Genomic DNA, 25,602 nt, shown 5'->3' on the forward strand with positions numbered 1-25,602 from the left:
GTCTACCAGCTGATTAAGCGCTTACGCTCATCAGCGACTTAATTATTTTATCAAGCTGACAATAACTTGTCAAGAACTTTTTAAAATAATTTTTCTAACGAAATCATCAAGCGAATGATAAAAACGTTAGGAGCTGTCTAACAGACAACTTAATTATCATATCGAAGTTACAAGACCAAGTCAAGAACTTTTTTAAAATAATTAGTGGTGTTTAGGAGAAACCATTAAGCTTCAAACCGTTGACACCGTTGCTCTGTCGCAACAACAAGATATATATTACCAATCGAATAAGTGATGTGCAACCCTTTTTTACAAAAAAGTTGAATTTTTTTCAAAAAACAATTGTTATCCTTTTATTCTGATTGATTTAAGCCCTCTTAGCTGTTTAAAACGATGAAAAACGTCATTGAGCTGCATAACTCTTGTACAACTAATCAAAGCTCAGAGCTGATTTTTCACCTTAATACGCAAATAGCTCAAGACAATCAATTTATGATCATCTTGAGCTATTATTAATTATTTATCATCACTTAATTCCGGAGCATCGGTTGTATAAAGATCAACTAGAGACTTACCATCATTTTCATCAATTAAGCTAGTCTTCTTCTTTTCAGAACTCTTTAATCTCTTCAAAGCGGTACTCTTCTTATAAGAATAGTCCTTCTTATTGACAGTTGTGAAGCCTGGTAACTTGTGGAATCTCAAGAGATCCCCATTAATGACCCTATCAGACAACGACAACTCGGTAGTTACCTTATTAGATAGCTTCTCTTTTTCGGCCTTAGAGATCTTCTTATCCACTTTACCCGTCTTAGTATTGTAGTAAGTACTTCCAACCTTTGTGACCGTTGGCGAAACAAAGTCACCATTTCTAAAGGCTACTACTTGCGAGTGTTGACTAGATAACAAATCACTACCAAATTGAATCATGTTCTTATTGTCGACACCTAATAAATTAAGGATGGTTGGTAAGACATCAATTTCACCACCATAAGTATGGTTAATACCACCTTTTAATCCATCCATATGAATCATAAATGGAACACGTTGGTATTGGGCATTATCAAAGTCATCGAAGCCTTTAATTCCAGTTAATTTAGCCATAGCCTTCTTGTGGTTATCAGAAATACCATAATGATCACCATAAAAGACAATCATACTCTTCTTATCTAAGCCTGTTTCCTTTAACCAATTCATGAATTCACCAATGGATTCATCCAAGTAGCGGGCTGTTTGTACATAACCATCAACTGTCTTATCGCCAGTATCAGTTTTAGAAATACTTTGATTCTTCTTATCCAAAGTATATGGATAGTGGTTCGTAACCGTAATTAGTTTTGCATAGAATGGTTGTGGTAATTGCTCAATATATTGAGCTGAATCTTTCAAGAAGATCTTGTCCTTCATACCATAACCAATGTTGTAACTCTTCTTTTCTTTATAGTAGTTAGAACTGAAGAAGTAATCATATCCCCATGACTTATAAGCATTATCACGGTTCCAGAAACTAGGAACATCCCCGTGGAATGAAGCTGAAGTATAGCCGGCTTCTTGATCAAGAATTGCGGGGGCTGCTTGGAAGGTATTGCTTGTACCATCGGTAACCATAGCCGACCCTTCTGGTAATCCGAAGAGTGAATTCTCAAGCATCAGCTCAGCATCGGCTGTTTTACCTTGACCAACTTGGTTAAAGAAGTTATCAAAGCTTAAAGTATTATTCTCATGATAAATCTTATTCAAGTTAGGAGTAACTTCTTCGCCATCCCACTTATAATCGATCATAAATTGTTGCAAACTCTCCAAGTGGATGATGAAGACGTTCTTGCCTTTAGCAACACCTGTGTATTCAACATTAGGCTGGACGTAGTTATCCTTCATATACTTTTCGATTGAGTTAATATCAGAACTCTTTGCTTGTGACTTAACAGCTGTGGTCTTAGTCGTCTTGACCACATCATAGATATTAAAAACATTTAATCCTAAGTACTTAACTATATAGTTATTATCAAAAGTTCTTGTTAGTAGTTGTGAACGGTCACTTTCGGCCAATGTTAAGTTTGCACCAAACAATAGAACAGCCAATGAACTGACTAGAACTGGAATCTTCCAGTTAAGTCGTTTGACATCCATGCGAATGACATGAAAAGCCAGTAATAAGATCAGGATCAAGACATCCAAAAAGACTAAGAAGTCTGTTGGCTTCAGGATACCTAAAATACTTTTACCAAGGTTATTAGCAACTGAACCAGAACCTTTGATAAGCACCATAGTTAAAAAGTCTGAGAATTCACGGTAATACAAAATGTTTGAGAACAGCCAGACTGAATCCAAGAAATCGACGATCAAAAGGAAAATATAAGATTTTCTTCCTTTCATATACAACGCCAAACCAAATAGTAATAACATGATTGGAATTGGATTGATGATCATCAAGAATGTTTGAATCGAACCCTTAACGCCCAAGTTAAACTTAGTCGTATATGCATAAATTGTTTTAAGGGTATATAAAAACACAGCTAGAAGTACGAATCCTAGCCTAGTGTTTAAAAAATTGGAAAAACCTTTAATAATACGCTTCATTATTTTCGCTCCATAGATTTATTAGCTACTTGTTGTTCAATTTTTGGTTTCTTCGAAACAGCGATAATCCCTAAGAACATCCCCAAATAATACGTAATAAATCTCCATAAAAACATACCTAAAATCAAACCTGATGAAGAAGGTATAAATCCAGCAAACAAAGTTTTGAAACTGAATTCCGCCCCACCTGATCCACCAGGAATCGGAAAGATTGAGACGATCATAACGATCATAATATGCATTACTAACACATCAACGACGTTTACATGGTCACAATTCAATGCCAATAGAACAAAGTAAACTACAAAGTAATATAAGAATAGTTGCACGATAGTTAACAGTGAAGCCTTAATGACTTTTTTCTTTTCATGCTTCAAAACTAAACTTTCATTATAAAAACTATCAATACTGTTTATAGCTGACTGTAAAATTTTATCACGTTTTTCTTCTTTTAGAAAAAATAAAACCGGTTTCAAAATAATTTGTACCATTTTTTTTGTAAAATCATAGTAATACATGATCATTAACAAGAAAGAAATGGTCACCACGTGAATCACCATACCAAAAACGATCAAGGTTGCCAAACCAGAGAAGTGCTTGGCCACACTGCTGAAACTGACCACCATAGCGACGATAAAATTGACTAAAACCATTGCCTGATAGATGACAAACTTCATTAACAGAACCGAACTTGCTCGTCCGCCATCAATTTTCGATTGCATCAAACCAAGTAACTGTGCTGGTTGACCACCCGAAGAAAAAGGCGTAATCGCATTGAACAGCGCTTGTAGTAGTGGTATACGATACATCTCCCACCAACCGAACTTGCGATCTTCTTTTTTCTTCAATAGCGTGTGTAAAACTAAGGCTTCGACCCCATACGATAACAAAATCGACAAGAAAGCGACCGCGAGCCAAAAATAATTTAGATGTTGAAAAGTTGTAACTAAAGAACTGAAATTAATTTTTCTAGCTTCCCACCAGAAAATTCCAATTCCTAAGCCCAACATGACAAAGATTGCTGCTATATGTTTTCTACTCATTTTTTATCCTGTGAAATTTTGTATTGTTCCGTATAGAAGTCATGCCAAATCTTACTCAAATTATCCTCTGAGTATTGATTAGTTGCTTCCTTTGATTTTTGTTTGAACTTATCCAAAATAGTCCGATCTTGATTGGCTTTATTAATGAACGCATTCATATCAGAAAAACCGTCAGCTTTTTGGTAAAAGCCGTCAATGATGGCACGATACAAATCCAAATCACGCAACAAGACTGGTGCTCCACAACTAAAAGCCTCTAAGACCGACATTGGAAATAGTTCATCATATGAAGGCAACAGGAACAAATCACAAATATTATAGTAATTGACTAAGTCATTACGATCAACGATTCCCGTAAATGTCATATTGCTTGGGGCATTGTCGATCATATCTTTGTAACGGTCATATCCGTCAGTAATCTTGCCAAACGAAAATCCTCCCGCCCAAATGAACTGGATGTCTGGATTAACTTGCGCTAATTTGTAAAAATCATCAATTCCCTTACGTTCTTGAACTTGGCCATCGCCAAAGACAACAAATTTATCTTCAGGTACACCAATCTTCTTACGAAAGGCTGCCTTTTCTTCAGCCGTTTTCTCGTAAAAGTTTTCCGTGGAAACAAAGTTAGGAATGTATTTGATTTTTTTACGGTCTAAACCATGCTTAACCAACTTATCGATAAAGGTTGGATTAACAACCACGATTTGATCCATTCGTTTATAAAAATTAATGACATATTTATAAAAGATTCCTCGAGCTGGTTGAGGTAAATTGATACTGCCTTCTAAAGTTTCCGGCAAAAAATGCACGTAACCAATCTTTCGTCCACGATTCTTCGAGAAAGTTGATAAATAGAACTGGGGATCGATTGTGTGATAGTGACTCAAATCACTGCGGTGATAATCATTGATTTTGATTTCGAATTCATCACTGAATCGTTCTTTCAATAAATTGATCAATTCAATGTAGGCACTACCGACTCCTTGACCTGCAACTTTGTCGGCTGATGAAAACATGTTTATCTTAATCATTTGAATACTCCTCTGGATCGATTGATGAATCAGAAAGCTTCTCTCTGACGAAATAATCCTCGGCATGACGATAAAAGTCAAGAATTGAGTTTCCAAATCCATCTGAAGAAATGCCATATAGCACCTTTTGACGAGCTTGGCGATCATCGAATGACTTAGGGTGATCGAGATAAGTCTTGATTTTAGGTACTAATTGGTCATCTTGATTGAATGTTACACCAACTGAAGGATCAGTCAACAAGGCATCGGTATAAGGTGCACTGCGAACAATAATTTTCAAACCGGAAGCAATCGCCTCAATATAAGTCAGCCCTTGTGATTCAGTGTCACTTGATGATACAAAAATATTGGCCATATGATAATAAGGAGAAATTTCATCATGGGCAACTTCGCCAGTAAAAATCACATTGTCAGTAATTTGCAAATCCTTACTCATTTGAACTAATTCATCCATATCTGGGCCATCCCCAACGATTACCAACATAATATCAGGATTATACTTGAGTAATTCGGGCATTGACTTCAACATGTGATCAATTTTTTTCTCCAGAGCAATTCGACTAAGCATCAAAATAACTGGTGTATCACTGGCGATACCCAATTTTTCTCGAATGATCGAAGCATTGACGGGCTTAGTATATTCGGACAAATCGACTCCGGTTGGAATAATTGAGATTGGTGACTTAACCCCGTAGCGATTTAACGTTTCTTGTACTTGCTTACTTGGAGCGACGACACCGGAAGCATTTTTTAAGAACAACTTCGTCATTTGCTTAACGTGATATGGTTTTAATAAATGTCCATTCAAAACATAATGCAAATAATCTTCATACATTGTGTGATACGTATGGACAAATGGAATCTTCAATTGCTTAGCAACGAACTTTCCAATCATTCCTAAAGAAAACTCTGTCTGTGTATGAACGATATCGAGTTTTAATTCTTTAGCCAACTCGACAGCATGAAACATGCCTCGGATGGCAATCCGACGGTCAGTAAATGAAATGAAAGGTACACTAGTTAAACGAAAAATATTAGGCTCAATTGTCTCCTTTGAAACATTAGGATCAGTCGTGGTAAAGATATAGACTGAATGGCCTTTTCTTTCAAGATCATTTTTTAATGTCTGGATTGATGTTGCTACCCCACTAACTTGAGGGAAGTATGTATCGGTAAAAATTCCGATGTTCATAAAATCACATCTCCTCGCGAACTCTATAAAGTAGATTATAACAAAAAAAAGAAGGAATCACTTCCCTCTTCTATGCCTTAACCTATTAATTTTTTAAAATTCTGGTTTTTCATTAAGAAATAGAAAATCACTGCTCCAATTGCAACAACAACTAGTTCCCCAAAACCAACAGTAACGAAATTCAATGCAAATGGCAATTTCAAGACGAAATGCAATTCTGCTCCAACAATCAATCCATTAACAACTGCACAGATAACAGGAACTGTCCATAAAAATTTCATATCCTTAGGAACTCGCGTGATCAAATAGCATGCAATTGCTGTGGCTAACGTTCCCAAAACTAAATCATAAACTCCTAATGAAGCACTGAAAATGTTTGAGATGAAGCAACCAACTATCAACGACCAACTATATTTATGATTAAAAAATGGCAATAACATCAAAATTTCAGAAACTCGAAATTGAATTTGGCCGTATGAAAAAGCTGATATGACTGGTGCAATCGTTACTGCAACGTACAAAGCTGCAATCAAAGCTAATTGTGTGATATCTCTTGTTTTTAATTTACTCAAAACAAAACCCTCCACTGTTTTATTTTTACGCAGGTTAGTCAGTGTAAACTGCTCTTACTAGGTTATCTTATTTTTTAATACCTAGCAAGCAAAAGTGTATTAATTAAACTGCCGTCTTCCGCACAAACCCTGTGATGGACTGGAACGCTGCTGGCACGACTGAGCCATCACAGGGTTTGTGCTCCAGACTAGATAGCAATTTTTTAATTTTTATCTAGTTAAACTCCAAAAAACAAAAAAGCATCTATTTTCTCAATATACACATAATTACTTAATAATTAATTACGACATATTGATAAATAGATGCTATTTATTTTAATTTACTTAGTCTAAAGTACCACGATTGCGTAATTGTTCGTCAATTAAATCGAGCACTTTTTTGCGATCCTCAGGATTTTCGACGAAGTCATACTTGTCACCGTCGATCTTCATCTTAGGACTGTAATCGTAATCGTCGTACCAACCGTCGTAACGGCTGAGTAATTGATGATAGTATTCTGGTAAAGTTGGATCTTGTTCTGGTTGTTCATATGAACGACCACGTTTTTCAATGCGGTGAATCATTGTATCATATGAAATATCCAAGTGAACTAACAAATCTGGAGCTTTTTTAGCGGCAGCATATGGTAATTCTTGCATCATATTTGCCAAAAGTTCATCGTAAACTTTAACCTCTTGTGGAGTTGCACGACCCATATCGGCATTCATATGGAAGAAAAGTGAATCTTCGTAAATTGAACGGTCTAACACATTATTGTCTTGAACCATAGCTTTCTTAATAGAATCAAAACGTTTATTTAAAAAGTAAATTTGAAGTAAAAAGGCATATTTCTTAGGGTCTTTATAAAATAATGGCAATACCGGATTATTATCAACTTGTTCATAGAAAGCCTCAGTTCCTAAGTGTTCTGATAATATAGTTGCCAATGAACTTTTTCCGGCTCCAATTGCGCCGCTCAATACGATCATCATTATTCTCCTCCGTCGGTTTGTAATTAAGTATTTAATTTGTTTATTTGAAAAAACAACATTCACTATGATACCACTTCACTTCTATATATTGTACAGATTTTTAAAATTTGGCCATATGTGGTATTTATCACAAGTACTAAACCTTAATTATTTAGGCTTTTACAAAGAAAAATAATTATTGTCTTTCTGCCCTATCGAAATTTCTCTAAAGCTCTTATAATTGTATTTGTATTATGAGAGAAGGGGGAAGAAATTTGGGAAGAAAATTACGGAATATTTTAACTCCACTTTTGTGCTTATTATCTGTAGTAATTTTTTGTCTAGCATTCAATCATGAAAATGTTTCTGCAGCAACTAATTACGGCAATGCTGATATGGTCACTAGTGGAACAATCGATGATCAGAACAAAACCTACTCAACTGGTAGTACTGTTCCATTAACGATTGGCTTTGATTCAAACGGCCACAAACTTCAAAGTGGCGATACTTTAACGATCGATATCCCCGATCCATTAACGGTAAAACCTAGTAGCGATACTTTTGAAGTTTTAGGCGATGATGGTGAAGTTATTGGAACTGCTAAATTAGGCAATGATAATAAAATCGTCATTACCTTTAGTGATGCGGTCAACGATATGGACACTGTTAAGGGGGAACTAAAGATTGGTAACGGCGTCACGGTCGACGCTAATAAAGCTGAAATTGGTGACAATGATGTAGCCTTTGAAATTATTGATGGCAAATTTGATCACAGTAACTTAAAAGTTAAGGAAAAGAACAATGACAAGAACATTTCTAAAAAAGGTGTTTTTGGCACTGACGCAGATGGCAATGCTATTGTTACTTGGACTATCCTAGCTAACCGAAACAATTTGAATTTCGGTGATATGACAGTTACTGATAACATTACTGATTCAAATTTAACTTATGTTCCTGGTTCAGTTGTCGTCCAAAACGCTACTTGGGTCGACAAACAAAATGGGAGTTACAAACGTGGTAGTACTGTTTCATCTGACAAATATGCGTTAAAGGAATCAGACAATGGATTCGAATTAAGCATTCCTGATGCCAACACGCAAATGTATGCAATCATCTTTCAAACAAGAGTGACAGATGAATCAAAAGTTACCGACGGTACAGTTTTTGAAAATTATGCCAGCTTAGAAGGTAAAATCACTGGTAGCGGAACCGATCCTTCAATTATCCAAGAGGAAGCTTACGGAAAAGTTGCTGGTAATACTAACGGTAATTCTGGTTCCGGTAGTGGTAATAAATTAGGCGGCGTAACGCTAACAAAATACGATGAAAATAATCATCAGACTTTGTTAAACGGTGCTGTCTATGACTTGTACCAAGTTGGTTCTGATGAACCAGTTCAAACTAATTTGACAACTGATGAAAATGGTCAGATCAAGTTAACCAATTTAAAAGCTGGTGATTATTACTTTAAAGAAGTTAAAGCACCCGCCGGCTATCAATTGAACAACAATGAGATTTTGTTTACCATCACTGGTCAAACAACAACCCCTGTTGAAGTTTCTGGTTACGACGAACCTGAAAAAGAACAACTCGGTTCAATCGTGATTCAAAAAATTGATGCCGAAACTGGTTACAAATTAGCCGGAGCCGAATTTAATATTGTCGATGAAAAAGGTAATGTCGTTGGTACAATCACAACTGACCGTCTAGGCCTAGGACATTATTACAACCTACCAATCGGCAAATATAAATTAGTTGAAACAAAAGCTCCAGAAGGTTATCTCAAAGGTGACGACATCGACTTTGAAATCACAGCTGACAATCTAACGCCTGAACTGATTTCAGTTGAAAATCTCAAGGAACTCACTGGTGAAGGTAGTTATGGCATTGTTTTACACAAATATGATGCTGATAAAATAGCAGTCGATAAAGAAGATAAAGTTGGTGTTCCCGGAGCTGAATATACTTTATATGATGAAAACGGAACTGTTATCACAACAGCTATCACTAACGAATTAGGTGTAATTAGAGTTGATAACTTACCCGTCGGAAATTATTACTTCAAAGAAACTAAAGCACCCGATGGTTTTGATATTAACGATGATGAAATTCATTTTTCAATTACAGCTGACGAAAACGGTACTGATTTAGATGCACTTGAAACATCTGACCCTAAGACTGTAGAGCCAGTTGAACCAAATCCTGAACCAACGGATCCTGAAACTAATCCAGAACCCGAGCCTAACCCTGAACCAACACCGGAGCCTAATCCAAATCCAGATCCAGAACCAACAGATCCTGAACCTGGTGACAATAACGGTGGAAACGTTGTAGATCCTGGTGAAAATGGTAATGGTACTGATACGGATGATAATAACAATTTAATTGTTGATCCAAATCATCCTGATACAAACGACGAAAACAATGAACAAGGTGGTGTCATTACACTACCAAGTACTGATACAAACAATAATTCCAATAACGATGCTAGTGAAAAACTTCCACAAACTGGTTCAAAATCCGGTTTAGCTGCTAGTTTATTAGGATTAGTACTTCTATCAGGAATTGTTTATTTCAAACGTCAAAATGCCTAATTTAGAGCAAAAAAATAAGTTGGAATTTATCCAGCTTATTTTTTTTACTTTAAATTTTTAGTTTAAACGAGTTACACAAGTTCAGTGTGCAATTCGTGGAATTAGGCTATCCGGCTGAGTCTAAGCGGCTTGTTCCACTCTCTAATTAAAAGGCTCCACCACCGGAACCTCCACCGAAGCCTCCAGAAGAACCACCTGAGAATCCACCTGATCCGCCGGCTCCTAAAGCACCTGTGAAAGCTGATTGGAATCCTTGATTATGTCGACTAGCAAAACTATTACTACCAACGTAATATAACATGATCCCCGAACCATTAACTGCTTCAACACCGAAGTTTATTCTCAATGCCTTAATAACTCGGTCAGAAACGCCAAAGACGACCGCATATGGCAAAAATCTTTCCCAAAGTATTAAATCACCGACTTCAGCCATCTTGATATCATCAATATCTTCCAACATCCGTTTGAAAGCTCGAATTTGATTGATCTCAATTTCACCTTGGTCTGTATAAGCCGTTATCTGCTTTTTAACAAAGAAATAAGGAATCCAGGCAATTACACCTAGAACTAATAAAGTCGTCAGTGAAATGGCTAAATGATTGCTCAACAACATGGAAATAACAAACATGATGACAATAATAATATCAATACCTACAACTGCTCCTCGGAAGTTTTTCACAATTGCTAAGTTTTTTAGATCCAAGTATTTTTCACGACCACTGGCCGCATCATCAGCCCACTTGTTAAATCTGTCATCGACCTCGTCATTATTTTTCTTGGCATAACTGCGAATTTGTTTAAGTCGAAATGATGTCCCATCACCAATTGTTTCAAATAGATATTTATAAAATTCATTGGTGACCGGTTTCAAAGCGGTTACCTTAAAATCTTTACCGATCTTATCAATTTTCATTCGACCGTAACCCGCTTCATTCAATAAGTCCGCCGTCAAAGATAAGCTATCAGCCTGCTTTGATTTATCCAATAGGACTTTCGTAAAACTAGGTGCAAATGGCGGTTCATCGAAGAAATGATGTAGTGGTGTTGGAATCTGATGTTTATTACCAGGATGTTTCTTGATTTTAATATATTGATACCAATAAATCCCCAAAATCAATAAAACTCCAATGGCCATCAAAACTCCATAGATAACACTCTTTTGACGACGTTTAGCATTTGCCTCTTGAGCCAATTTCTTTTCATCGTTCATGATGCTAGCTTTTTTGTCGGCATCAACGAAATTTTTGTTAGCTGAAGTTACTGCCTTTGGAAAGATGATGTGACTCTCAACACTCGTATTCTCAGCCAATTCATCAAGCGTGATAACTACGCGGCCTTTTTTTCTATCTACTTTCGTATAACCGTTCAAAGGCCCGTGGGTCCAAGCTCTCAACTGAGAAATATTTTTGTCGGGAAAATTAATATTCAGCTTAATATCTTTTAATTCGTTGTCCCAACCATTACCAATTATTTTCCAATTTAGTTCGGCGGTATCACGATAGTTAGTAATCACGCCAAACAATTTGTATTTATAAGTAAAGGTGATCGATGCCGAATCGACCGTATGATAAACCTTCATTCGCATTGCATCTTTAGTCCGCGTCACCTTAAAAGTATTATTCTTCCCAGAATCACTAGGAGTCAACTTTTTATCTCCGCCACCGATATCGACGAACACTTCCGGATCACCGGCACCTTTAATTCCCCGTAAATCTTGATTGTAATAAACTCCATGGAAATCACCTTGAAAATCGTAAGTGATTTTTTGAGTGATTTGTGCATCCCCGTCTTTTAAAACGTCGACATTAACTCGATACTTCTCAATCGAATATTCATCAGCTTTGACAGTTGTTGGCGTCAAAAAAAGAAATGCTATTCCACATAAAGCCATAAAAAAACCGACTAATTTTTTCATACTTTCCCCCGCTATATTATACTGACAATTTTATCATATATGGCCACATTGGGCAGTATCTGTTTGATTAGTGAAGTTGATGGTTCTTGGTTGTCTTTGGCTACCTCATAACTGTCTCTAATCGGCAAAGCCGAATAAGGATTACGGTCGCCTTTGAGCGACTCCATAACTGTCTCTATATCGGCAAAGCCGAATGGTTCGTGGTTGTCTTCGACAACCGCATAACTGTCTCTAATCGGCAAAGCCGATAAGAGACAGTAAAAAAAAGGCGTAATCAACTGAGAGTCAATACGCATTCTTAACAATACGTTGAATTTCTCTCTCTTGATCACGCTTTTTAATTGTTTCACGTTTATCGTATTTTCTTTTACCTTCAGCTACGCCAATCAATACTTTAGCAAAACCATGCTTCAAGTAAACTTTCAAAGGAATAACAGTAATTCCCTTTTCTTGAACGGTAGAACTTATCTTACGGATTTCTTTTTTGTGCATTAGTAATTTACGATTTCTCAATGGATCATGATTAAACTGATTCCCTTGATCATAAACACTGATGTTAACATTCTCTAACCAAAGTTCCCCATTTCTAGGTTGGACGAATCCATCTTTGATATTGATTTTACTTGCCCGAACGGATTTGATCTCCGTTCCAGTTAAAGAAATTCCGGCTTCATAAGTATCTAAAATATTATAATCATGACGAGCTTTACGATTATTAGCTACTTCATTAGCAGCTTTTGTGTGATGTTTCTTCATCTATCATCACCGGCTTTCGTATTTACCACGTCTCTTATGGTTGTTGTGGTTATTATTATTTTTACCACGTTTATCATTATTGTGACGACCATGACCTCCACGGCCACGACCATGTTGCATCGAACGCTTCTTCTTGAATTCAGCTTCACGTTTATCAGCTTGTTCTTGTTCTTCAGGAGTCAATACTCGTTCAAAGTCAATTTGGCGATGTTCAACATCGGCTCTGATTAACTTAACCTTGATTGGTTGACCAACCTTGAAGGTCTTACCAGTTCCACGACCATGCATTGACATGCTCTTTTCATCATATTCATAGAAGTCATCCTTCATATTAGAAATATGAATCAAACCTTCAACGGTATTTTCCAATTGAACGAACATCCCAAAACTAGTTACTGAACTCACAACAGCATCGAATTCACTACCAACTTGATCAGCCATGTATTCAGTCTTCTTCAAGTCGTCAACGGCACGTTCAGCATTGATAGAAATTCTTTCACGGCCAGAGGTATGTTCAGCAACATCAGGCAATTTAGCTTTCCACTTAGCTTGTTCATCATCAGTAAAGCCATTTTCGGCATAACTGTGAATCATACGATGAACCATCAAATCAGGGTATCTTCTGATTGGTGAAGTAAAGTGAGTATAGTACTTAGCAGCTAAACCGAAGTGTCCCAATGGATTATCAGAATATCTAGCTTGTTGCATACTACGTAACAACATAATTGTGACAACTGGTTCTTCTGGTGTATCGATCACTTTAGCTAAAACGTTTTGGAACATCTTAGGGGTGATTTCTTTTAAGTTACCTTGAACTTGAACACCCATAGCGGCAACGAATTCAAAGAAGTTCTTAACTTTTTCATCGTCTGGCTTTTCATGGACACGATACAAGAATGGAACGTGTTTTAAATTGTAATTCATGGCAACTGTTTCATTAGCAGCTAACATGAATGATTCGATCATCTTTTCAGAAGTTCCACGTTCTCTTAACTTGATATCGATTGGCTTACCGTTCTCATCAACAATGATTTTAGCTTCAGTTTCTTCAAAGTCGATTGCTCCACGTTCATGACGTTTGTTGAACAAAATCTCATGAAGTGCTGCCATATTTTTCAAGGTTGGTACAAGTGGTGCGTATTCTTGAGTGAGTTCTTCATCACCCTTGAGAATCTCATTAACATTGTTGTAAGTCATTCGATATTTTGATTGGATCACACTAGGATAGATGTCATATTTAACAACATTCCCTTGGTGATCAATTTCCATATCACAAGTTAAAGCTAGTCGATCAACATTAGGATTCAATGAACAAATACCATTTGATAATCTAAATGGCAACATTGGAATAACACGATCAACTAAGTAAGTACTTGTTCCACGAGCATAAGCTTCCTGGTCAATTGGTGAACCTTCAGTAACGTAGTGAGTAACATCAGCGATATGGACTTCCAAATGGAAGTTACCGTTTGGCAACATATCAACGCCGACCGCGTCATCAAAGTCTTTTGAGTCATCGCCATCGATTGTGATGACCATATTCTTAGTTAAGTCTTTTCTACCAACTCGTTCACTATCCAAAACATGGTCAGGAATAGCTTCAGCAGCTTTGAGAACTTCACTTGGAAATTCAGGATTAATATCGTTATCCACAACGATGGACATAATATCAACACCAGGATCATTCTTATTACCAATGATCTCTAGCGCCGTTCCTTCCATACTTTGTGGATGCTTATCATTTGGGTATTCATCGATCGACACTTGAACCATATCACCCATTTGTGGGTGGAGTCCCTTATCAGAAATGAAAATCATGTATGAAGCAATTTTCTTTTCGTGACTTTGAACGTATCCGTAGAAACCAGTTTTTTCAACTTGTGAATCACTGTAAGGATGGAATTCACCGACAGCTTTTGTCAATGATCTCTCAATAATCTTAGTGATTTCTCCTTCAGGTCCTTTATCGATCCAAGGATTTGAAGGCTTAGTGATTTTCACTTCAACCGTATCACCATTAACGGCATGTAAAGTGTTACTTCTAGCAATGAAAGCGTCTGGTTCAACTTCGTCATAGCGAACGAAACCAAAACCTTTATCGTTACCCTTGAATTCACCTTCAACAACATTTTCTGGAGCAGCCATCTTGAATTCGTCTTTGTTGGTTAGGCTAATTTTACTTTCACCTTCCAAGACTGCAAGAGCTTTAACTACTCGTTTAAAAGCTGAAGATCCATGCATACGCAAGATGTCTTCAATTTGTTCAGATTTATAACGGCGATCAGGATTACTTCTGAAAACCTCTAAAATATCTGCAATTAATTTTTCTTCTTTATCTGGCATTTCTTTCCTCAATTATTTTCTAAAAAGTTTAACACGGCACTCTCCAACTGTTTGTGAGCACTGTTGATGGTTAAAACATGGCCCGCATCATACAAATGCAGCTGTGACGTTTCAACCTTTTGAGCTACAATTTTTGCAGCATCAGGATCTACCAATTTATCATTTATACCTTGACCAATAAAATATGGCCGTTTTATTTCAGCTAAGTTGTCAGCAACACTATCAGTCGTCTTTCTAACACTTGTCAACATCGAATCAATCTTTGAATCAACCACTCTAACTTTGGAGTCTAGTTCAAAATCTGACAGTCCCTGTTGTAAAGAATACACCTTTTTGGTATATGTCATAAAGGCCTTTCTAATTTCCGAAAAATTAGATGAGTATAGTGGTGAGCCAAATACTCCACCCTTTAAGACATCAGGAATCTCTTCCAATGCCTTCGTGGCAAAGATTGCTCCAAGTGAAAGTCCAAAAACATAAATTTTTGTTTTACCTTGTTCTTTTAAAAATTCCACCGCTTCTTTTGTTTGCAACCACCAGTTCTGTGGACCACCTTGGTTTAAAATATCTAGTGGTTCACTCGTTCCGTGACCGGCAAACATTGGAGCATAGACCGAATAATTATTTCTTTGCAAAGTTCTTCCTAAGAGTCGCATATCATTGCTAGTTCCGGAAAATGAATGCAATAGTAGGACTGCTTGTTGACCTTGATCAAAATAAAATGGCTGTGGTGTCAAAATTTTCAATTAAAAACACTCCTTATAACAAAAAACCTCCTGAGAAACTTCAGGAGGAATAAATTGCTTAGTGAGATGATAAGTATACTAGTATCAACGAACATACGAAAAATAACACTAGTAAGACGTAAGTCACTTTAACCATAAAGGCTTCGAAACCACGTTTCTTTTGGTTGCTGAATAGGTCGCCACCACCACCAGATAATGCATTCAAAGCATCTTGTTGCTTTGTTGGTTGCATTAAGACGGCAATTATTATCAAAATGGAAACGATTATCAACACTGTTTCAATAACGTTATACACCTGTAAAACCTCCGTTCATGGTGTTGAAAGCTGAAATCACTCCTAAAACAATAACACAAAACTAGTCAAATTTCTAGTTAATTCCGTTAATCAGATCCTTCAACTTCCGAGAAATTTTTGCTCTTTGACCAGCGTTAACCATGAAGACAATGCGGTCTCCAGCTTTGATCAAAGTGTCTCCTTTCGGGATGATCTGACTCTCGCCACGATAAATCCCGACAACTAAAATATCATTAGGAAAAGGAATGTCACGAATATATTTACCATCGATTGAACTGCCTTCATAAATTGGCACTTCTAGTCGATCAGTAAATTTGCTGACCCGGTTCAAATATGCCGAATTCAAATTCAAGCGTTCTTTCAATGACTCGTAGATTGGTGCTCCATTCAATAAATCGACCACGATATAAGCTACCAATGATAAAACGGCCAACGGCATCAGATGTTTCAATGAACCAACCATCTCGGTAACTAAAATGATAGCCGTAAAAGGAGCTTTACCGATACAAGCAAAGTATCCAGCCATCGCAAAAATGATCAAATTACTTTCAAAAGCGATTGGTAACAATCCCATTTGATTCATGAAAACAGCGTAGATTGCGCCAATGATTGCTCCCAAGTTCAAGATTGGTAGAAAGATTCCCCCAGGCAAACCTGAACCATATGAAATCATCGAGTAAATAAATCTAAATGCTAACAAACTAAGTAAGAATAATAAACCAGTACCATATTTATTTAGATTGACAATAATACTATTACCACCACCGATAAATTGTGGTAGCCACATACCTAAAGGTACGATCAAAACTAGTGGGATCAAGCCGTGAATGTATCTTGGTAAACGAGTTTTGCTGTACAAACTAGGCATCGATAATAAAACGACTTGATACAAACGTCCCATTAAACCTAAAACGATTCCTAGAACAATCAAATGCCAATAATACTTGATCGGTAAACTGTATTGATAAGGAACCTGTAAAACAGGCTGTAACCCAAAAACATAAAGTGCCACCACATTAGCACTGACAGCACTAGCCAGTGAAGTGACCCAGACCAGTGGTGAAAAATTGTGGTAAACCTCTTCCAAAACAAACATTGCCCCAGCGATTGGCGCACTAAAAGCTGCTGACAAACCTGCAGCCGCCCCACTGGCAATCAAAACGCGCTGACTAACTCCTTTATCATCATGAGTTAAATCACCAACACCTTGACCGATTGCTGAACCTAATTGAATTGAGGGACCTTCACGACCTAAGAATAATCCTGGACCAATACTAAGAATTCCACCAACGAATTTCTTCCACAAAATTGACCACCAATTAAGATGCATTTCGCCACCTAATTGCGCCTCAACTTGTGGAATACCAGAACCAGAAATATTTGGTTCTTTTTTTAATAAATAACTAACAAAAACTGCCACGACAATCATCGCTACAAGTAACCCTATCACCAAACCAGCGTTAGTTCTTGCGGCAACATATAACCCCTGAAAAATAGTTAACAAGTGGGCAATTGACCATCTAAACATACTAACGACAATTCCTGAAATAATCCCGACCAGAACACCTTCTAAAGTCAGTCTCAGTTTTTCATTATCAGTAATTGCTACTTTCATAAATATCCCCTACATTAAAGATTTAATTTTGGCACATCATAAATTGAAGGAGATGGCTTGTAAAATCCAGCTTCTAGTAATTCCATATCTGTCAAAATCTGTTCATCGCTAACTAATTTTTCTTTGCCATTCACGAGTGTTTGATAAACCGAATCATAATACAAACCATAGTCCCCGAGTGGTGTCTTGATTTGTTTTTCAATCCAGTCCCCGTTGGCGTTTTGGTATTTGGCAAGTCCGTAATACATTGGACTATCTTCTCCAAAACCAGGAGTTCCTAGCATAATACCAGCCTTGAGATCATTTTCTTGTTGATCGGCTCCATATTTAATAAATGAGCCCTTCATACCATGAACGATGAAGCGAGGATACTCTTTGGCAACATCGGTACTTACTTTGACCTTAACTTTCATTTTTGTTCCATAATGAAGGTCAACATCGAAATAGTTATCCACAGCATCACTAACTTCAGTGTTTCTAATATCATAGACGGCTTTGTCAGGGCGACCAAACAAGGCCACCATTCGATCCATCAAATGGATTCCTAAACCGTAAAACTCACCTTGTTCCTTAGTCCCCTTACCATTGACTGAATTAGGGCGGAAGTAATCGATGTGTGATTCGACTTCAACTATATCACCTAAAAATCCTTGCTCAATCACTTGTTTGGCTGCTAAATAATCACCATCAAAACGACGATTTTGATATGGCATGACCAAAACATGATTGTCTTTGCCTAATTGAATCAACTCTTTAGCGTGTTCCAACGTATCAACGAATGGCTTTTCAACGATAACTGATTTCTTAGCCTCAATTACCTTTTTAGCCAATTCATAATGTGTTGATGCCGGTGTACAGATAGTCACCAAATCAATCTCTGGATCATTTAAAATATCATCCAAATCATTAGTGAAATTGACCCCTTGTTTTTTGTAAGGTGCTGCCATTTTTTCATTAGCTGCATGACGAGTATAAATAGTTTTCAACTCAAAATTATCACGGATGTTTAAATAAGGCAGGTGGTAACGATTAGCTGACTTACCAAAACCGATAAATGCTATTTTTAATGTCATATTCTTCTCCTTCATCATTGATAATTCTATTGTACAAAAAAAACAGCCCGAGGGCTGTCTTTATTGATTACTTAATGTAATTATTTGTTCAAGTTGTAGAAACTCTTGATACCTTTGAATTCAGCTTGGTCGCCAAGTTGATCTTCAATTCTCATCAATTGGTTATATTTAGCAATACGGTCTGTACGGCTCATTGAACCAGTCTTGATTTGACCTGCGTTTGTAGCAACAACAAGGTCAGCAATTGTTGTATCTTCTGTTTCACCTGAACGGTGAGAAACAACGGCTGTGAAGCCTGCTTCTTTAGCCATTTCGATAGCTTCGAATGTTTCTGTAAGTGTACCGATTTGGTTAAGCTTGATAAGGATTGAGTTTGAAACTCCCATTTCAATACCCTTCTTCAAGTAGTCTGTGTTTGTAACGAACAAGTCATCACCAACAAGTTGTACTTTCTTACCAAGTTTAGCAGTAACTTTTTGCCAGTCTTCCCATTCGTTCTCGTCGATAGGATCTTCGATTGTAACAACTGGGTACTTTTCAACGATTCCATCAAGAAGATCGATGAATTCGTCAGTTGTTAGGCTAGCACCGTTTTCGCCTTCACCCTTAAGGTTGTATTTCTTTGTTTCTGGGTCGTAGAATTCTGATGATGCACAGTCAAAACCAATAGCAACATCTTCACCAGGCTTGTAACCTGCTTTTTCAATAGCTTCAACCAAAATCTTGAAAGGAGCTTCGTTGTTTTCAAGGTCAGGAGCGAAACCACCTTCATCACCAACAGCTGTGTTCAAGCCACGGCTTTCAAGAACAGCTTTTAGTGAATGGAATGTTTCTGCACCCATACGTACGGCTTCACGCATTGATTTTGCACCAACAGGCAAGATCATGAATTCTTGGAAGTCAACGTTGTTGTCAGCATGCTTACCACCATTGATAACGTTCATCATAGGTGTTGGCAATACATGAGCATTAGGACCACCAAGGTATTCGTACAATGGAAGACCTAATTCGTCAGCAGCAGCACGAGCAGCAGCAAGTGAAACACCTAAGATAGCGTTAGCACCAAGGTTACCCTTGTTTGGTGTACCATCTAAGTTGATCATTGCTTGGTCAATGGCACGTTGGTCAGTAACGTCCATACCAATAACCTTTTTAGCAATCTTGTCGTTTACGTTAGCAACGGCTTTAAGAACACCCTTGCCACCAAAACGTGATTTGTCGCCATCACGTAATTCAACAGCTTCGTGTTCACCAGTTGAAGCACCTGATGGAACAAGTGCGCGGCCAAAGCCACCTAGTTCAGTATATAGTTCAACTTCAACAGTTGGGTTACCACGTGAATCAAGAACTTCACGGCCTAAAATATCAGTAATTACAGACATATTTTAAAAATCTCCTTTATGATTTTAATACAACCTAATTTTAACCTTTTTACGACTTAAAATAAATAACTTAATAGAAGTAAATTATTTATTGAAGTTAGCCAAGGCGATGTATGATTCTGGATCCATTGATGCTCCACCAACTAATCCACCATCAATATCTTCTTTAGCCATTAATTCTTTAACGTTAGCAGGTTTTACAGAACCACCGTAAAGAATACGTACTTTGTCAGCTGTGTCGTTATCGTACAAGCTAGCAATCTTTTCACGGATTACGTGAACCATTTCTTGTGCTTGATCAGCAGTAGCAGTCTTACCAGTACCGATAGCCCAGATTGGTTCATAAGCGATAACTGACTTAGCTAAGTCAGCAGCTGAGATACCTTTAACAGCGTTTTCGATTTGACCAGTTACCCAGTCTTCAGCCTTGCCAGCTTCACGTTGTTCAAGAGTTTCACCACAGCAAATGATTGGTAACATATTGTTCTTCAAGATAGCATGTGCTTTCTTGTTGATGTCTTCATCAGTTTCCTTGAAGTATTGTCTTCTTTCTGAGTGACCGATGATTACATAATCAACGCCCATTTCGTCAAGAGCCTTAGGTGATGTTTCACCAGTAAAGGCACCGGCATCTTCAAAGTATGAGTTTTCAGCAGCAGTCTTTAGTGGTGTACCTTCTGCACCAGCAACAAGTGTTGTTAGGTCAATAGCAGGAGCACCAATGATTGTTTCTACGCCAGATTCTGGCAACTTACCTTTGATACCGTCTAAAAATTCTTGGGTTTCCTTAGGATTTTTGTTCATCTTCCAGTTACCCGCAATAATAGGTGTACGCATAAATTAATTCTCCTCGTGAAAAATAATTATTTATCTGAAATTGAGTCAATACCTGGTAATACTTTACCTTCTAGGTATTCTAGTGATGCACCACCACCAGTTGAGATGTGTGTAAGCTTGTCAGCAATACCAAGACTCTTAGCAGCAGCAGTTGAGTCACCACCACCAACGATAGTAATAGCATCTGTCAAGTTACCCATAGCACGTCCAACTTCAAGAGTACCTTCAGCAAACTTGCTCATTTCAAATGCACCCATTGGTCCATTCCATACAACAGTCTTTGCACCCTTTAGAGTGTCTTGGAACAATTTAACTGTCTTAGGTCCGATATCAAGAGCCATTTCGTCATCAGGAATATCAACACCGTCAGTAGTTGTAGCTTCAGCATCATTTGAGAATTCTTTAGCTACGATGTGGTCTACAGGAAGCACGATCTTGTCGCCAGCTTTTTGAAGGAGGTCTTTAGCTAGTTCAACTTTGTCAGCTTCGAATAGTGACTTACCAATCTTGTGGCCTTGAGCAGCTAAGAATGTGTAAGCCATACCACCACCGATTAAGATGTGGTCTGATTTTGGAATTAAGTTTTCAATAACACCGATCTTATCTGAAACCTTAGCACCACCAAGAATTGTTACAAATGGGTGTACAGGATTGTCAACGGCGTTACCTAAGAACTTGATTTCTTTTTCCATTAAGAAACCAGCAGCAACGGGCTTGCCAGCAGCTTTCATAGCTGTTGAAATACCAACGTTTGAAGCATGGCTTCTGTGGGCTGTACCGAAAGCATCGTTGATAAATACGTCACCAAGTGATGCCCAGTATTCGCCAAGTTTAGGATCGTTCTTGCTTTCACGTTTACCGAAATCGTTGTCGATATCTTGGAAACGTGTGTTTTCCATAAGTAGAATGTCGCCGTCGTTTAATTCGTTAACAGCATCTTCAAGTTCTTTACCTTCGTTAACTGGCACGAACTTAACTGGCAAACCACTTAGTTCTTGAAGTTTAGCAGCAACAGGCTTCAATGATAAAGCTTTCTTATCTTCGTCACTCTTGATACGACCCAAGTGAGATAGTAAGATAACCTTTCCACCATGTTCTGAAACATATTTGATTGTTGGGATAGCACCAACGATACGGTTTGTATCGCCGACAACACCATCTTTGATAGGAACGTTGAAATCAACACGCATTAAGACTTTTTTGTCTTTTACATCAACGTCAGAAACAATAAGTTTTGCCATTATAAATCCTCCAATATTTTCTTAAAAAAAAAGGGGAAGGAGTTATCCTCCCTCCGCCAATTTAAAACACTAAATTAGGTTTTTGTGATTACTATTTAGATTAATGAATTAGTCTAATGTAGCAAACTTTTCAAGTGTACGAACCATTTGTGCAGTAAATCCTGATTCGTTGTCATACCATGCAACAGTCTTTACAACTTGGCCATCACCTGAACCAACAATTTGTGTTTGTGTTGGGTCAAAGATTGAACCAAATGATGTACCGATAACGTCTGATGATACGATTTGGTCATCATTGTAACCGAATGAAGGGTTGTTGTCAGTATACTTCTTGATTGCGTCGTTTACTTCGTCAACTGTAACTTCTTTGTTAAGAGTTGCAACTAATTCTGTAACTGAACCTGTGATTACAGGTACACGTTGTGCATGTCCATCAAGCTTACCTTTCAAGTCAGGAACAACTAGACCAAGAGCCTTAGCAGCACCAGTTGAATGAGGGATGATGTTTGCAGCAGCAGCACGTGCAGCACGAACATTACCTTTACGTTCTGGACCATCTTGAAGTTTTTGTGTAGCTGTGTAAGCATGGATTGTTGTCATTGTACCAGCTTTGATACCGAATTCTTTGTTTACGGCATTTGCTAGAGGTGCAAGACAGTTTGTTGTACATGAACCAGCTGAAGCAATCTTAACGTCGTTTGTTAGGATGTCATCGTTAACACCATAAACAACTGTAGGCATGTCACCTGATGGAGCTGAGATCAATACACGTTTTGCACCGGCATCCAAGTGAGCTTGGGCCTTGTCTGCTGATGTGTAGAAACCAGTACATTCAAGAACGATGTCAACACCGTCGTTTGCAACCCATTTAAGGTCTGCAGCGTTCATTTCAGCATATACAGGAATTGTCTTACCGTCAACAACGATAGCATTGTCAGCAGCTGAAATCTTGTCGATTTCGAAGTTACCATGAGCTGTATCATACTTCAATAGGTGAGCAAGCATAGCAGGTGAAGTTAAATCGTTAATTGCAACAACTTCCAAATCTGTCTTGCCAGCTGCTTGAAGTGCAGCGATACGGCGGAATGCCAAACGACCGATACGGCCAAATCCATTAATACCAACTTTTGTAGTCATACAAAAATTCCTCCTTCAGGAAATCAAAAAAATATTATTTTAAAGGGTTATCCCTTAAAATCAGCTTTGAGGCAGCCTCATCAGTAATTAAGATTGTATGATGAGGTGCGTTGTTCATATATGATTGAATCGCGTTAGCTTTGCTTTCTCCACCAGCAATCGCAATCACATATTCTATTTTATCAAGGTCCCGGACATGAAGTCCAATCCTAGGTACCTTATATACAAGATTACCACTTTTATCAAAGAAATCACCAAAAGCCTCCGAAACTGCTCGACCACTGTCGATCAATTCTTGTTCCTTTTGGGAAAGATTTCTTCTTTCAGCCATAACACTTGCGGTGCCAATGCTGTGAATAACAACATTACTCCTATATATTAAATCAAGAACCGACTTAATTGAAGTCTCTTTTTGCAAAGATTCAAAACTTTTTTCAGAAATGTCTTCGGGAAGATACATTGCCCGGTACTGGCTCTGCGTTCTCAAGGCCATTTCTGCACAAACACTGTTGGCTTGAATCGTTACCGACTCTCCGACTCCACCACGAGCTGGTAGAAAAACCAACTGGCGGTTTTTGGACAAATCAGGTGAAAGATTTCTTGCAACTTGAGCTAAAGTACTTCCTCCCGTTACAGAAATCATTGATTGTCCTGTCGGCAACAGTGTTCCTAAAAGTTGATTAAGTCTTCTACCAAACGAATCGACTACTCGATACTGCTTATCAGCATTACCGGGCAACACAATGCACCGACTAATTCCAAGACGCTTACTCAATTGTTTTTCCAACAAAGCAGTACCTTGATAATCGGCTAAGACGTCTGTCAATCTGACCACTACATCGCTACCTGTTTTTGTCAAAGACATTCCAGATTTCGAAGAGATAATCAAGCCTTGCTTTCTCAACAAGTCCGTTTCAGTTCTTAATCCACGTTCAGTAATATTAAGATCATCAGCTAACACTCTGCGCCCAACAGGCTCCATTAATGAGATACTCTGAAGTATTTTAAATCGCTTTTCCAGAGTCTTAATGAAGTCTGGGGCAACTAAATCTAGCAATTCTAAATCTTCATTATTAGTCATTTGATATACTCCGTAGGACAAATATTGTCCCTGTATGTCTGTTTACGACCCATGTACTCAAAAAATAAAAGCCTGTGATGATTTTATTCATCTCCTAAGCACAAATACTAGTATAAACTCTCTTGTGAATATTTCAAGTAATATGCAACAAATAATGAAACTTATATTATTTTTTTTACTGATTTACTTTTCATATCAAAGTGCGATAGAATTATATTGTACTTGCGCTGCTAGTGTAATGGATAGCACACAGGATTCCGGTTCCTGGGATGTGGGTTCGACTCCCACGTGGCGCATAATTTTTCACAAAGTCTTAACTTTAAGTGTTGATAAATCAACAAACAAACGGTTTTAGGCGTTCCACAAGAATTATAACTAACAAAAGCAAGATAATCTTTCGGTTTTTCCGAACTAGATTATCTTGCTTTTTTAATTCCTTTGACTACTAAAGATAAAGTGGCGTAAGGTTTGATTAAATTCATCCGGAATTTCTGCCATAATATCATGGCCACAATTGTTCATAGTCACGCTTGTGATTAATGAATTCTTTTGCTGACAAAATTCTCCAAAATGAAAATCAAAGTATGGACTCTGCTTGGCAACTACTAAAGTTACCGGAATTTTCGTATTGAACAAACTAGTTCGCCAATCTTGCTGAATGTGATCGAACAACAAAGTGTGATTGCTCTTCCTATCAAACGGAAATTCACTTTTAGCCTGGTTCAAAACTGTAAATACTTGGCTGTCTAATCCGTGCAGTGTTTCATGGACATTGTTTGGTTGGGTTAATTTTTGTTGAAAATTCTTACTATTAATATCTTCAAATCCAAATTTCCAATCTGGGTCATTGAGCATCTTTGGTGATTGATCAACAGCCATGACCGACGAAGCGTTTGAATACTTACTCAAATAGGCGTAACAAATGCTAGCACCCATTGAATGACCAATTAAAATCGGCTTTTGCAATTGTAAGTAATCAATCAAATCGGCCAAATCGGTTGTCAGTTGTTCAATCGTCAAATTCTGATCAGTTCGTTGCGACTGACCGTGATTGCGATGATCATACGTGATAACTCGGCAGTGCATTCCCACCAAATATTCCACTTGTGCATGCCAAATTTCTTGATAACCACCAAATCCTGCTACTAAAACGACTGGTTGACCGGTGCCAAAGCTATGAAAATTTAGTTTTATTCCATCATTAGTTATAAATTCCAT

General features: G+C 37.7%; 20 protein-coding genes and 1 tRNA gene. 2 read left to right on the top strand and 19 right to left on the bottom strand.

Translation table 11 applies throughout. The features are described 5' to 3' along the window. Nucleotides 1–516: 516 nt before the first annotated feature. The 6 genes from EGT49_RS00805 to EGT49_RS00830 form a co-directional block, all read right to left on the bottom strand. Complete coding sequence (locus tag EGT49_RS00805) at nucleotides 517–2,580, bottom strand: LTA synthase family protein (RefSeq protein ID WP_135371063.1); 2,064 nt, start codon at nucleotides 2,578–2,580, stop codon at nucleotides 517–519. Then, a complete protein-coding gene (locus EGT49_RS00810) occupies nucleotides 2,580–3,623 on the bottom strand; it encodes a lysylphosphatidylglycerol synthase transmembrane domain-containing protein (protein WP_135371064.1) in 1,044 nt (347 codons plus the stop codon). Before EGT49_RS00810 ends, EGT49_RS00805 begins: the two co-directional genes overlap by 1 nt. Beyond that, complete coding sequence (locus EGT49_RS00815; protein ID WP_135371065.1) at nucleotides 3,620–4,654, bottom strand: glycosyltransferase family 4 protein; 1,035 nt, start codon at nucleotides 4,652–4,654, stop codon at nucleotides 3,620–3,622. The genes EGT49_RS00810 and EGT49_RS00815 overlap by 4 nt, the downstream gene beginning before the upstream one ends. Next, nucleotides 4,647–5,846, bottom strand: coding sequence for a glycosyltransferase family 4 protein (locus EGT49_RS00820; protein WP_135371066.1), 1,200 nt, complete (start codon nucleotides 5,844–5,846; stop codon nucleotides 4,647–4,649). The genes EGT49_RS00815 and EGT49_RS00820 overlap by 8 nt, the downstream gene beginning before the upstream one ends. A gap of 77 nt (nucleotides 5,847–5,923) precedes the next feature. After that, the gene (locus EGT49_RS00825) at nucleotides 5,924–6,418 is read right to left on the bottom strand and encodes a QueT transporter family protein (RefSeq protein ID WP_135371067.1); all 495 of its coding nucleotides are present in this window, start codon (nucleotides 6,416–6,418) and stop codon (nucleotides 5,924–5,926) included. Between the two features lie 324 nt (nucleotides 6,419–6,742). Next, a complete protein-coding gene (locus EGT49_RS00830; RefSeq protein WP_135371192.1) occupies nucleotides 6,743–7,387 on the bottom strand; it encodes a deoxynucleoside kinase in 645 nt (214 codons plus the stop codon). 257 nt (nucleotides 7,388–7,644) lie between these two features. Between EGT49_RS00830 and EGT49_RS00835 the strand changes: the two genes are divergently transcribed. Continuing rightward, complete coding sequence (locus EGT49_RS00835; protein ID WP_167849710.1) at nucleotides 7,645–9,963, top strand: SpaA isopeptide-forming pilin-related protein; 2,319 nt, start codon at nucleotides 7,645–7,647, stop codon at nucleotides 9,961–9,963. Nucleotides 9,964–10,108: 145 nt separating this feature from the next. Here the strand turns inward: EGT49_RS00835 and EGT49_RS00840 are convergent, their stop codons facing one another. The 12 genes from EGT49_RS00840 to EGT49_RS00895 all read right to left on the bottom strand — a co-directional run bounded on the left by EGT49_RS00840 (nucleotide 10,109) and on the right by EGT49_RS00895 (nucleotide 24,384). Further along, a complete protein-coding gene (locus tag EGT49_RS00840) occupies nucleotides 10,109–11,878 on the bottom strand; it encodes a DUF2207 domain-containing protein (RefSeq protein ID WP_135371069.1) in 1,770 nt (589 codons plus the stop codon). 285 nt (nucleotides 11,879–12,163) lie between these two features. After that, a complete protein-coding gene (gene smpB / locus EGT49_RS00845; protein WP_135371070.1) occupies nucleotides 12,164–12,634 on the bottom strand; it encodes an SsrA-binding protein SmpB in 471 nt (156 codons plus the stop codon). 6 nt (nucleotides 12,635–12,640) lie between these two features. After that, a complete protein-coding gene (rnr, locus tag EGT49_RS00850; protein WP_135371071.1) occupies nucleotides 12,641–14,977 on the bottom strand; it encodes a ribonuclease R in 2,337 nt (778 codons plus the stop codon). Between the two features lie 8 nt (nucleotides 14,978–14,985). Further along, nucleotides 14,986–15,723, bottom strand: coding sequence for an alpha/beta hydrolase (locus EGT49_RS00855; protein ID WP_135371072.1), 738 nt, complete (start codon nucleotides 15,721–15,723; stop codon nucleotides 14,986–14,988). Between the two features lie 58 nt (nucleotides 15,724–15,781). Then, entirely contained in the window at nucleotides 15,782–16,018 is a 237-nt protein-coding gene (gene secG / locus EGT49_RS00860; RefSeq protein ID WP_025085070.1) for a preprotein translocase subunit SecG, read from the bottom strand. Nucleotides 16,019–16,091: 73 nt separating this feature from the next. Continuing rightward, a complete protein-coding gene (locus tag EGT49_RS00865) occupies nucleotides 16,092–17,633 on the bottom strand; it encodes a ClC family H(+)/Cl(-) exchange transporter (protein WP_135371073.1) in 1,542 nt (513 codons plus the stop codon). 14 nt (nucleotides 17,634–17,647) lie between these two features. Beyond that, nucleotides 17,648–18,706, bottom strand: coding sequence for an oxidoreductase (locus EGT49_RS00870; protein ID WP_135371074.1), 1,059 nt, complete (start codon nucleotides 18,704–18,706; stop codon nucleotides 17,648–17,650). 80 nt (nucleotides 18,707–18,786) lie between these two features. Next, nucleotides 18,787–20,088: a phosphopyruvate hydratase gene (eno, locus tag EGT49_RS00875; RefSeq protein ID WP_135371075.1), complete on the bottom strand. Its 1,302-nt coding sequence runs from the start codon at nucleotides 20,086–20,088 to the stop codon at nucleotides 18,787–18,789. Nucleotides 20,089–20,172: 84 nt separating this feature from the next. After that, nucleotides 20,173–20,925: a triose-phosphate isomerase gene (tpiA, locus tag EGT49_RS00880; RefSeq protein WP_135371076.1), complete on the bottom strand. Its 753-nt coding sequence runs from the start codon at nucleotides 20,923–20,925 to the stop codon at nucleotides 20,173–20,175. A 26-nt stretch (nucleotides 20,926–20,951) separates the two neighbouring features. Further along, nucleotides 20,952–22,166, bottom strand: a complete 1,215-nt coding sequence (locus EGT49_RS00885) for a phosphoglycerate kinase (RefSeq protein WP_135371077.1) — start codon at nucleotides 22,164–22,166, stop codon at nucleotides 20,952–20,954. Nucleotides 22,167–22,274: 108 nt separating this feature from the next. Next, nucleotides 22,275–23,303, bottom strand: a complete 1,029-nt coding sequence (gap, locus tag EGT49_RS00890; RefSeq protein ID WP_135371078.1) for a type I glyceraldehyde-3-phosphate dehydrogenase — start codon at nucleotides 23,301–23,303, stop codon at nucleotides 22,275–22,277. A gap of 34 nt (nucleotides 23,304–23,337) precedes the next feature. After that, nucleotides 23,338–24,384 carry a sugar-binding transcriptional regulator gene (locus EGT49_RS00895; protein ID WP_135371079.1) on the bottom strand — a complete coding sequence of 349 codons (1,047 nt, stop codon included), beginning with the start codon at nucleotides 24,382–24,384 and terminating at the stop codon, nucleotides 23,338–23,340. A 224-nt stretch (nucleotides 24,385–24,608) separates the two neighbouring features. Between EGT49_RS00895 and EGT49_RS00900 the strand changes: the two genes are divergently transcribed. Next, nucleotides 24,609–24,680, top strand: a tRNA-Arg gene (locus tag EGT49_RS00900). A gap of 133 nt (nucleotides 24,681–24,813) precedes the next feature. On the opposite strand, the gene EGT49_RS00905 is transcribed toward EGT49_RS00900, so the two are convergent. Beyond that, on the bottom strand, nucleotides 24,814–25,602 hold the full coding sequence (locus tag EGT49_RS00905) for an alpha/beta fold hydrolase (protein ID WP_135371080.1): 789 nt from the start codon (nucleotides 25,600–25,602) through the stop codon (nucleotides 24,814–24,816).

Origin of the sequence: Companilactobacillus suantsaicola (assembly GCF_004745525.1) — a bacterium.
GTDB lineage: Bacteria > Bacillota > Bacilli > Lactobacillales > Lactobacillaceae > Companilactobacillus > Companilactobacillus suantsaicola.

Excerpts from the sequence above, each read along its gene's own strand:
- EGT49_RS00805 (WP_135371063.1), bottom strand. The coding sequence starts at position 2,580 with ATGAAGCGTATTATTAAAGGTTTTTCCAATTTTTTAAACACTAGGCTA.
- EGT49_RS00810 (WP_135371064.1), bottom strand. The coding sequence starts at position 3,623 with ATGAGTAGAAAACATATAGCAGCAATCTTTGTCATGTTGGGCTTAGGA.
- EGT49_RS00815 (WP_135371065.1), bottom strand. The coding sequence starts at position 4,654 with ATGATTAAGATAAACATGTTTTCATCAGCCGACAAAGTTGCAGGTCAA.
- EGT49_RS00820 (WP_135371066.1), bottom strand. The coding sequence starts at position 5,846 with ATGAACATCGGAATTTTTACCGATACATACTTCCCTCAAGTTAGTGGG.
- EGT49_RS00830 (WP_135371192.1), bottom strand. The coding sequence starts at position 7,387 with ATGATCGTATTGAGCGGCGCAATTGGAGCCGGAAAAAGTTCATTGGCA.
- EGT49_RS00840 (WP_135371069.1), bottom strand. The coding sequence starts at position 11,878 with ATGAAAAAATTAGTCGGTTTTTTTATGGCTTTATGTGGAATAGCATTT.
- smpB (WP_135371070.1), bottom strand. The coding sequence starts at position 12,634 with ATGAAGAAACATCACACAAAAGCTGCTAATGAAGTAGCTAATAATCGT.
- rnr (WP_135371071.1), bottom strand. The coding sequence starts at position 14,977 with ATGCCAGATAAAGAAGAAAAATTAATTGCAGATATTTTAGAGGTTTTC.
- EGT49_RS00865 (WP_135371073.1), bottom strand. The coding sequence starts at position 17,633 with ATGAAAGTAGCAATTACTGATAATGAAAAACTGAGACTGACTTTAGAA.
- EGT49_RS00870 (WP_135371074.1), bottom strand. The coding sequence starts at position 18,706 with ATGACATTAAAAATAGCATTTATCGGTTTTGGTAAGTCAGCTAATCGT.
- eno (WP_135371075.1), bottom strand. The coding sequence starts at position 20,088 with ATGTCTGTAATTACTGATATTTTAGGCCGTGAAGTTCTTGATTCACGT.
- tpiA (WP_135371076.1), bottom strand. The coding sequence starts at position 20,925 with ATGCGTACACCTATTATTGCGGGTAACTGGAAGATGAACAAAAATCCT.
- EGT49_RS00885 (WP_135371077.1), bottom strand. The coding sequence starts at position 22,166 with ATGGCAAAACTTATTGTTTCTGACGTTGATGTAAAAGACAAAAAAGTC.
- gap (WP_135371078.1), bottom strand. The coding sequence starts at position 23,303 with ATGACTACAAAAGTTGGTATTAATGGATTTGGCCGTATCGGTCGTTTG.
- EGT49_RS00895 (WP_135371079.1), bottom strand. The coding sequence starts at position 24,384 with ATGACTAATAATGAAGATTTAGAATTGCTAGATTTAGTTGCCCCAGAC.
- EGT49_RS00905 (WP_135371080.1), bottom strand. The coding sequence starts at position 25,602 with ATGGAATTTATAACTAATGATGGAATAAAACTAAATTTTCATAGCTTT.